The 9802-nt window shown below is 52.0% G+C and carries 7 protein-coding genes and 1 rRNA gene; 7 read left to right on the plus strand and 1 reads right to left on the minus strand.

The genetic code is table 11. From position 1 onward, the window contains the following. Positions 1–241: 241 nt before the first annotated feature. From OGY62_RS01915 to OGY62_RS01945, 7 genes are all read left to right on the plus strand, one after another. Complete coding sequence (locus tag OGY62_RS01915) at positions 242–1399, plus strand: efflux RND transporter periplasmic adaptor subunit (RefSeq protein WP_047460889.1); 1158 nt, start codon at positions 242–244, stop codon at positions 1397–1399. Between the two features lie 11 nt (positions 1400–1410). Further along, positions 1411–4524: an efflux RND transporter permease subunit gene (locus tag OGY62_RS01920; protein ID WP_110493742.1), complete on the plus strand. Its 3114-nt coding sequence runs from the start codon at positions 1411–1413 to the stop codon at positions 4522–4524. A gap of 255 nt (positions 4525–4779) precedes the next feature. Continuing rightward, complete coding sequence (locus OGY62_RS01925) at positions 4780–5001, plus strand: putative periplasmic lipoprotein (RefSeq protein ID WP_012135403.1); 222 nt, start codon at positions 4780–4782, stop codon at positions 4999–5001. 433 nt (positions 5002–5434) lie between these two features. Next, a complete protein-coding gene (locus OGY62_RS01930) occupies positions 5435–6460 on the plus strand; it encodes an amino acid ABC transporter substrate-binding protein (protein WP_012135405.1) in 1026 nt (341 codons plus the stop codon). A gap of 69 nt (positions 6461–6529) precedes the next feature. Then, a complete protein-coding gene (locus tag OGY62_RS01935; protein WP_058668172.1) occupies positions 6530–7711 on the plus strand; it encodes an amino acid ABC transporter permease in 1182 nt (393 codons plus the stop codon). A 9-nt stretch (positions 7712–7720) separates the two neighbouring features. Continuing rightward, positions 7721–8824, plus strand: a complete 1104-nt coding sequence (locus tag OGY62_RS01940) for an amino acid ABC transporter permease (RefSeq protein ID WP_286458946.1) — start codon at positions 7721–7723, stop codon at positions 8822–8824. A 7-nt stretch (positions 8825–8831) separates the two neighbouring features. Continuing rightward, entirely contained in the window at positions 8832–9590 is a 759-nt protein-coding gene (locus tag OGY62_RS01945) for an amino acid ABC transporter ATP-binding protein (RefSeq protein ID WP_012135408.1), read from the plus strand. 130 nt (positions 9591–9720) lie between these two features. Here OGY62_RS01945 and rrf read toward each other — a convergent pair. Next, positions 9721–9802 (minus strand): 5S ribosomal RNA (rrf, locus tag OGY62_RS23350); the annotation flags it as partial.

The raw sequence follows: 9802 nt of genomic DNA on the forward strand, positions 1-9802 counted from the left end.
AAGAATGTGTATTTCCATTTGTGTTAATGAAAGACAGGGCTTTACTTTCCCACCGCATTATGAAACGACAGGATATTAATCTTTTTTTGCTTTTACGTGCCGTGCATGACGACCGGAAATAAGTATTGCTTACATCACGAGCTGATAATTTGTAGGATAGCCAACTGCTATTTTATTTGTGCGCGTTAACGCCTTACCGTTATCCGGTAAATAACGAGCTTCGGTTTTCTAAGGAACAGTAATGACGAAACATGCCAGGTTTGCACTCCTGCCCTCATTCATCATAATCTCCGCTGCGTTACTCGCCGGTTGTAACGATCAGGGAGATACGCAAGCTCACCCTGCTGAGCCGCAAGTCACCGTCCACGTAGTCGAATCTGCCCCCTTAGCGGTGACGACCGAGCTGCCGGGGCGCACGACGCCATTTCGTATTGCGGAAGTCCGGCCTCAGGTCAGCGGCATTGTACTGAAAAGGAATTTCACCGAAGGTAGCGATATCGAAGCAGGCCAGTCGCTTTATCAGATTGACCCGGCGACTTATCAGGCTGATTACGACAGCGCCAAAGGCGAGCTGGCAAAAAGCGAAGCTGCCGCCGCCATTGCGCACTTAACGGTTAAACGCTACGTTCCGCTGGTTGGCACAAAATACATTAGCCAACAAGAGTACGACCAGGCCATCGCCGATGCTCGTCAGGCCGATGCCGCCGTTATCGCCGCAAAAGCCGCAGTAGAAAGCGCGCGCATCAACCTCGCCTACACCAAAGTGACTTCGCCGATCAGCGGCCGCATTGGTAAATCCAGTGTCACCGAAGGCGCGCTGGTGACCAATGGTCAGGCAACCGAACTGGCGACCGTGCAACAGCTTGACCCTATTTACGTTGATGTGACGCAGTCCAGCAGCGATTTTATGCGTCTCAGGCAGTCCGTCGAGCAGGGTAGCCTGCACAAAGACAACACCCGCAGCAACGTCGAGTTGGTAATGGAAAATGGTCAGGCGTACCCGCTGAAAGGCACGCTGCAATTTTCCGACGTTACGGTAGATGAAAGTACCGGTTCTATCACCCTTCGGGCTGTTTTCCCCAATCCTCAGCACACCCTGCTTCCCGGTATGTTTGTCCGCGCGCGAATTGATGAAGGCATTCAGCCCAATGCCATTCTCGTTCCACAGCAGGGCGTAACGCGTACGCCGCGTGGCGATGCGATGGTGATGATCGTCAATGATAAAGATCAGGTTGAAGCGCGCGACGTTATCGCTACTCAGGCGATCGGCGATAAATGGTTAATCAGCAAAGGGTTGCAACCGGGCGACAAAGTTATCGTCAGCGGCTTGCAGAAAGCCCGCCCGGGCGAACAGGTTAAAGCCACCACCGATGCCCCTGCGGCGAATGCAGCGCAATAAGGTAACCGGACATGGCAAACTTTTTTATTAATCGCCCGATTTTTGCCTGGGTTCTGGCCATCATTCTCATGATGGCTGGCGCCCTGGCGATCATGCAGCTGCCCGTTGCGCAGTACCCGACCATCGCGCCGCCCGCCGTTGCGATTTCCGCAACCTATCCGGGAGCGGACGCGCAAACGGTGCAGGATACCGTAACGCAGGTTATCGAACAGAATATGAACGGTATCGATAACCTGATGTATATGTCGTCCACCAGCGACTCGTCCGGTAGCGTAACCATTACGTTGACGTTCCAGTCCGGCACCGACCCGGATATCGCACAGGTTCAGGTACAAAATAAACTGCAACTGGCCATGCCTTTGTTGCCGCAGGAAGTACAGCAGCAAGGTATCAGCGTCGAGAAATCAAGCAGTAGCTTCCTTCTGGTGGCCGGTTTTGTTTCCGACAATAAGAACCTGACGCAGGATGATATTTCCGATTATGTGGCGTCTAACGTTAAAGATACCATCAGCCGGACATCCGGCGTCGGCGACGTCCAACTGTTTGGCGCGCAGTACGCGATGCGTATCTGGCTCGACAGCAATGCGTTAAACAAATACCAACTGACGCCGTTAGATGTTATTAACCAGTTGAAAACGCAGAACAACCAGATTGCCGCAGGCCAACTGGGCGGGACGCCTTCTATCCCGGGCCAGCAGCTTAACGCCTCTATCATCGCGCAAACACGCCTGAAAACGCCTGAAGAGTTTGGCCGCATCACGCTGAAAGTGAATCAGGATGGTTCGATGGTCCATCTTAAAGATGTGGCCCGCATCGAACTGGGCGGCGAAAACTACAACATGGTGACGAAGATTAATGGCCAGGCGGCGACAGGTCTGGGTATTAAGCTGGCAACCGGCGCGAACGCGCTGGATACGGCAGCGGCCATTAAAGCAAAGCTTGCGGAACTACAACCGTTTTTCCCGCAAGGGTTGAAAGTGGTCTACCCGTATGACACCACGCCGTTTGTGAAAATATCGATTCATGAAGTGGTGAAAACGCTGTTTGAAGCAATCATCCTCGTTTTCCTGGTCATGTATCTTTTCCTGCAAAACATACGCGCGACGTTGATACCGACCATTGCGGTGCCGGTTGTACTGCTGGGTACATTCGCCATCCTGGCGGCGTTCGGTTTCTCTATTAATACGTTAACAATGTTCGGGATGGTGCTCGCCATCGGCTTGCTGGTCGATGATGCTATCGTCGTCGTGGAAAACGTCGAACGCGTGATGGTGGAAGAAAAGCTACCGCCCAAAGAAGCGACTCAGAAATCAATGTCGCAGATTCAGGGCGCGCTGGTGGGGATCGCGATGGTGCTTTCCGCCGTATTTGTGCCGATGGCCTTCTTTGGCGGCTCAACTGGCGCAATTTACCGCCAGTTCTCGCTGACTATCGTTTCTGCAATGGCGCTTTCTGTACTGGTTGCGCTCATCCTGACGCCTGCGCTTTGCGCCACTCTGCTTAAGCCTGCGTCTGCCGATCACCATGAAAAGAAAGGTGGCTTCTTCGGGTGGTTTAACACGCTGTTTGAGAAAAGCGTCGGGCATTACAGTAACAGCGTCAGCGGTATTTTGCGCAAGACCGGGCGTTATTTGCTGCTGTATGTCCTTATCGTCGGCGGCATGGCCATTTTGTTCCTGCGCTTACCCACCTCCTTCCTGCCGGAAGAAGATCAGGGCGTATTCATGACGATGGTGCAGTTACCTGCTGGCGCGACGCAGACACGTACGCAGCAAGTGCTGGATCAGATTCAGAACTACTATCTGAACCAGGAAAAAGCCAACGTTGAATCCGTCTTTACCGTGAATGGTTTTAGCTTTAGCGGACAGGGGCAGAACTCCGGTATCGTCTTTATTAGCCTGAAGCCCTGGGAAGAACGCCCCGGCGAAGAAAATGGCGTAGAAGCGATCGTTGCCCGCGCAACCAGGGCATTCAGCCAGATAAAGGATGGTCTTGTCTTCCCGTTCAACCTGCCCGCGATTATTGAGCTGGGTACGGCAACGGGGTTTGACTTTGAACTGATCGATCAGGCGAACCTGGGTCACACGGAGCTCACCAAAGCCCGGAACCAGTTGCTGGGTATGATAAAAGAGCATCCTGACCTGCTGGTTCGCGTACGCCCTAACGGACTGGAAGATACGCCACAGTTCAAGCTGGATGTCGATCAGGAAAAAGCACAGGCTCTGGGAGTCAGCCTGTCAGACATCAACCAGACGATTTCCACCGCGCTTGGCGGCACGTACGTGAATGATTTCATCGATCATGGACGAGTGAAGAAAGTCTATGTCCAGGCGGATGCGCCGTTCCGCATGTTGCCCGGTGACATCAACAATCTGTATGTCCGTAGCGCAAACGGTGAAATGGTTCCGTTCTCCACCTTCAGTTCGGCACGGTGGATTTACGGCTCACCACGTCTGGAACGCTACAACGGTATGCCTTCAATGGAGCTGTTGGGTGAAGCGGCGCCCGGCAGAAGTACCGGGGAAGCGATGGCATTAATGGAAAGCCTGGCGGAAAAATTACCGAACGGTATTGGTCATGACTGGACAGGCATGTCGTATCAGGAGCGCCTCTCCGGCAACCAGGCTCCGGCGTTGTATGCAATCTCACTGATTGTGGTCTTCCTTTGCCTGGCTGCATTGTATGAAAGCTGGTCCATTCCGTTCTCCGTTATGCTCGTTGTACCGCTAGGCGTGGTCGGCGCATTGCTGGCCGCCTCGCTTCGCGGACTGAATAACGACGTTTACTTCCAGGTTGGCCTGCTCACAACCATTGGTCTTTCTGCTAAAAACGCCATCCTGATTGTGGAGTTTGCCAAGGATCTGATGGAGAAAGAGGGACGAGGGTTGATTGAGGCAACGCTTGAAGCGTCGCGTATGCGTTTACGCCCAATCCTGATGACATCTCTGGCGTTCATCCTCGGCGTTATGCCGCTGGTTATCAGTCATGGCGCAGGCAGTGGCGCACAAAATGCGGTGGGAACAGGGGTTATGGGAGGAATGCTGACGGCGACATTGCTGGCAATCTTCTTCGTTCCGGTCTTCTTTGTGGTCGTGAGACGTCGTTTTAACCGGCATCATGATTAACCACTAAAATTACGGCGCCCTCGGGCGCCTTATCCATTTATGTATTAAAAAGATAGTCATTTATTTTCCCTGCTATTTACCAGACATGCACTGCTTAGCCATCCTTTTCTCCATTATTTTTACAATCCACATGAATTGAAATTATTCCATATGCGGGTGCCTTTTTAAGGCGTGATAAAATAGCGTCGGGTTCGCAGCTAGCGGAGCATTCGACTTTGCTGGATGTAGCGAAACGTTTATTTTTGAGGTAACACCATGAAAAGATTAATTCCTGTTGCATTGCTCACAACCTTGCTGGCGGGGTGTGCGCATGACTCTCCTTGCGTTCCGGTTTATGACGACCAGGGTCGTCTGGTTCATACCAATACCTGTATGAAGGGCACCACGCAAGATAACTGGGAAACAGCGGGGGCGATTGCCGGTGGTGCAGCCGCTGTCGCAGGCCTGACGCTGGGGATTGTTGCCCTGACGAAATAGGTTTTATTAAAAGCGCGGCAACCCGCGCTTTTAATATAAGGCAAAGCTCTGGATAATCGATTTATTATTAATCATTAATTATAGATTTCTCTCACATATCTACTCTATAAGATTGGCGCTTTTCATTATTCTGTCTTAGTGAAACTGCATTTATCATACTTATCCTGCCGATATTAACGGGCGAAATCGTTATTCCGCACAGCGCCCGTAAATTTAAATATTTTGCTCCAAAATGTGGCTTACGTTTCATTTTCGCACCATTTCAGGGCGCTGCATTTATTTTTTCCTGTCTACACTCTGCATATTGCGTCGAGCATTCGTTCGCAAAACCTGGCACTACCTTTGCTTAAAAGAGTATGGCCAAAGCCACAGACAGGTAAAGACGTTCCAGAACGTCTCTCTATAACGATAATTTCTCCACACAGGATGCATTATGAAAAAGATGATGATAGCCAGCCTGGCTGCGGTCGGCGTGCTGCTTGCTGTTGCAAATCAGGCGCATGCTGGCGCAACACTGGATGCCGTAAAGAAAAAAGGATTCGTACAATGTGGGATCAGTGACGGCCTGCCTGGTTTTTCTTATGCAGATGCAAGCGGTAAATTCACGGGTATTGACGTCGATGTTTGTCGTGGCGTTGCCGCAGCCGTCTTTGGCGATGATACAAAAGTAAAATATACCCCACTCACTGCAAAGGAGCGCTTCACCGCCTTGCAATCCGGCGAAGTCGATCTGTTATCCCGTAATACAACCTGGACCTCTTCACGCGACGCAGGTATGGGCATGTCATTCACTGGCGTGACGTATTACGACGGGATTGGTTTCCTGACGCATAACAAAGCGGGGTTAAAAAGCGCTAAAGAGCTGGACGGCGCCACTGTCTGTATACAGGCAGGCACGGATACCGAACTGAACGTGGCCGATTACTTTAAAGCCAACAAAATGAAATACACCCCGGTCACTTTTGATCGCTCTGATGAGTCAGCCAAAGCGCTGGAATCGGGCCGCTGTGACACGCTGGCTTCTGACCAGTCTCAGTTATATGCCCTGCGAATCAAGCTGAGCGACCCTGCCGAATGGATCGTCTTGCCTGAAGTCATCTCAAAAGAGCCTCTGGGCCCCGTTGTGCGCCGTGGTGATGATGAGTGGTTCTCTGTCGTCCGCTGGACGCTGTTCGCTATGCTGAATGCTGAAGAAATGGGAATTAACTCGCAGAACGTAGATGAGAAAGCGGCGAATCCGGCAACACCGGACATGGCGCATTTGTTGGGCAAAGAAGGGGATTACGGTAAGGATCTAAAACTGGATAACAAATGGGCCTACAACATCATTAAACAGGTTGGTAACTACGCGGAGATCTTTGAACGTAACGTGGGATCGGAAAGCCCACTGAAGATCAAACGAGGCCAGAACAATCTCTGGAATAACGGCGGCATTCAGTACGCACCACCCGTACGCTAAGCCGTTGTGATGTAACGGGCGCCGCACCTGCGGCGCTCAGCCCAGAGTTATGGTTACCGAGGTTTTCTTATGTCCCATCGCCGCTCAACCGTAAAAGGAATGCTCTCCTTTTCTAACCCTGCGGTCCGCGCCTGGTTATTTCAAATACTCGCCGTTATTGCGGTTGTCAGTGTTGCGGTCTATTTAATTCATAATACGATTAACAATCTGAGCAGCCGGGGGATTACCTCAGGATTCGCGTTTCTCGATCGCAGCGCCGGGTTCGGTATTGTTCAGCACCTGATCGACTACGAGCAAGGGGATACATATGGCCGCGTCTTTCTGGTCGGCTTGCTCAATACCCTGTTGGTCTCCGCACTGTGTATTGTTTTTGCGTCATTTTTAGGTTTTTTCCTCGGCCTTGCACGCCTGTCGGATAACTGGTTATTGCGTAAGTTATCGACCATTTACATCGAAACCTTTCGCAATATTCCGCCATTGCTGCAAATCTTCTTCTGGTACTTTGCCGTCCTGCGTAATTTACCCGGGCCACGGCAGGCGGTCAGCGCGCTGGATTTGGTTTTTCTGAGTAATCGGGGACTCTATATTCCGGCACCACAGCTGGGTGAAGGCGTTATCGCTTTTTGTGTGGCAATCCTTCTGGCGATCGTCATCTCCACTGGGCTCTTTCGCTTCAATAAAACGCACCAGATTAAGACGGGGCAATTGCGCCGAACATGGCCTACGGCGTTGGCGCTCATCGTGCTATTGCCGGCTGTCGCTCAGTGGCTATTTGGCGCGGCGCTACACTGGGATGTGCCTGAGTTACGCGGGTTTAACTTCCGGGGAGGGATGGCATTAATTCCAGAACTGGCTGCGTTGACGCTGGCGCTTTCGGTATACACCTCGGCATTTATTGCTGAGATCATCCGTTCCGGTATCCAGGCGGTTCCCCACGGCCAGCATGAAGCCGCGCGTTCACTGGGCCTCCCTAATCCGGTAACGCTGCGTCAGGTCATCATTCCCCAGGCACTGCGCGTGATCATTCCTCCATTGACCAGCCAGTATCTGAATATCGTGAAGAACTCATCACTTGCCGCCGCTATCGGCTACCCGGATATGGTTTCCCTGTTTGCCGGAACGGTACTGAACCAGACGGGTCAGGCCATTGAAACCATCGCCATCACCATGTCGGTTTATCTTATCATCAGCCTCAGTATTTCCCTGCTGATGAATATTTATAACCGCCGTATCGCCCTGATTGAGCGCTAAGGAACCATGATGACAAAAGCTCTTCTGTCTCATCCCATGCGCCCGGCCAATAACGGCGCAGGTCGCATAATTTTGTGGGTACGTAAAAATCTCTTTTCCAGTTGGTCCAATAGCCTGCTAACCCTTTTTTGTCTGTGGCTCATGTGGATACTCATTCCCCCCTTGCTGAACTGGGCGTTTCTACAGGCTAACTGGGTGGGTTCGACGCGTGCTGATTGTACGAAGGCGGGTGCCTGCTGGGTATTTATCCACGAACGTTTTGGTCAGTTTATGTATGGGCTTTATCCACATGACCAACGCTGGCGCATCAACCTGGCATTACTCGTTGGTCTGGCCTCCATTGTGCCGATGTTCTGGAAAGCAATGCCCCGTCGCGGGCGCTATATCGCCGCATGGGCGGTTATCTATCCCATTGTTGTCTGGTGGCTGATGTATGGCGGTTTCTTCGGGCTGGAGCGGGTAGAAACACGGCAATGGGGAGGATTAACACTCACGTTGATCATCGCTTCCGTCGGTATTGCAGGTGCCCTTCCTCTGGGAATTTTGCTGGCGCTGGGCCGTCGCTCTCATATGCCGCTCGTTCGGATGCTCTCCGTTATCTTTATCGAGTTCTGGCGAGGCGTACCGTTAATCACCGTGCTGTTTATGTCTTCGGTCATGCTGCCGCTGTTTATGTCGGAAGGAACCAGTATCGACAAACTTATCCGGGCGCTGGTCGGGGTGATCCTTTTTCAGTCTGCCTACGTCGCAGAGGTCGTACGCGGAGGGTTACAGGCATTACCGAAAGGGCAGTATGAGGCCGCGGAATCTCTGGCGCTCGGGTACTGGAAAACCCAGGGACTGGTCATTCTCCCCCAGGCGTTGAAGCTGGTAATCCCGGGTCTGGTGAACACCATTATCGCCCTGTTTAAAGATACCAGCCTGGTGATCATTATCGGTTTATTTGACCTTTTCAGTAGCGTTCAGCAGGCGACTGTTGACCCTGCATGGCTGGGGATGTCGACCGAAGGGTATGTTTTTGCCGCACTGATTTACTGGATTTTCTGCTTCAGCATGTCGCGTTACAGCCAGCATCTGGAGAAACGTTTTAACACCGGGCGTACGCCGCACTGAGGATTTTATGAGCCAATTATTAATTCAACCTGCCGACGCGATGATCACGCTGGAAAACGTCAATAAATGGTACGGTCAGTTTCATGTTCTGAAAGACATTAATCTGAACGTGAAACAGGGGGAGCGTATCGTGCTGTGTGGCCCTTCCGGCTCGGGTAAATCCACGACCATTCGCTGTATTAATCATCTGGAGGAACATCAACAAGGACGGATTGTGGTAGACGGTATTGAACTCAATGAAGACATTCGCAATATCGAGCGGGTAAGACAGGAAGTCGGTATGGTGTTCCAGCACTTCAACCTCTTCCCACATCTGACGGTACTGCAAAACTGTACTCTGGCGCCGATTTGGGTGCGGAAGATGCCAAAGAAAGAAGCTGAAGCACTGGCGATGCATTACCTGGAACGTGTGCGCATCGCTGAGCACGCCCATAAGTTTCCAGGGCAGATTTCCGGCGGGCAACAGCAGCGCGTGGCTATTGCACGTTCGCTATGCATGAAGCCCAAAATTATGCTGTTTGATGAGCCGACTTCCGCGCTGGATCCTGAGATGGTGAAAGAGGTGCTGGATACCATGATTGGTCTGGCACAGTCCGGGATGACAATGCTTTGCGTCACCCACGAAATGGGCTTTGCCCGAACGGTAGCAGACAGGGTGATCTTTATGGATCGCGGTGAAATTGTTGAGCAGGCGCCACCGGAAGAGTTTTTTGCCCATCCTAAATCAGAGCGTACCCGGGCGTTCTTGTCGCAAGTCATTCACTAACTGCCTGGTGGCGCTGTGCTTATCTGGTGGAACGTGAGCCGGATAAGGCACAGCCGCCATCCGGCAGTTCTCAGGGCGCGTAAACGCAAAAAGGCCCGGTCTTTCGACCGGGCCCTTCGCTTGATTTGATGTCTGGCAGTTCCCTACTCTCGCATGGGGAGACCCCACACTACCATCGGCGCTACGGCGTTTCACTTCTGAGTTCGGCATGG

This window comes from Citrobacter sp. CK198 (assembly GCF_030333295.1).
GTDB lineage: Bacteria > Pseudomonadota > Gammaproteobacteria > Enterobacterales > Enterobacteriaceae > Citrobacter_B > Citrobacter_B koseri.

Coding starts and splice junctions, on each gene's coding strand:
- OGY62_RS01915 (WP_047460889.1), top strand. CDS start 242: ATGACGAAACATGCCAGGTTTGCACTCCTGCCCTCATTCATCATAATC.
- OGY62_RS01920 (WP_110493742.1), top strand. CDS start 1,411: ATGGCAAACTTTTTTATTAATCGCCCGATTTTTGCCTGGGTTCTGGCC.
- OGY62_RS01925 (WP_012135403.1), top strand. CDS start 4,780: ATGAAAAGATTAATTCCTGTTGCATTGCTCACAACCTTGCTGGCGGGG.
- OGY62_RS01930 (WP_012135405.1), top strand. CDS start 5,435: ATGAAAAAGATGATGATAGCCAGCCTGGCTGCGGTCGGCGTGCTGCTT.
- OGY62_RS01935 (WP_058668172.1), top strand. CDS start 6,530: ATGTCCCATCGCCGCTCAACCGTAAAAGGAATGCTCTCCTTTTCTAAC.
- OGY62_RS01940 (WP_286458946.1), top strand. CDS start 7,721: ATGACAAAAGCTCTTCTGTCTCATCCCATGCGCCCGGCCAATAACGGC.
- OGY62_RS01945 (WP_012135408.1), top strand. CDS start 8,832: ATGAGCCAATTATTAATTCAACCTGCCGACGCGATGATCACGCTGGAA.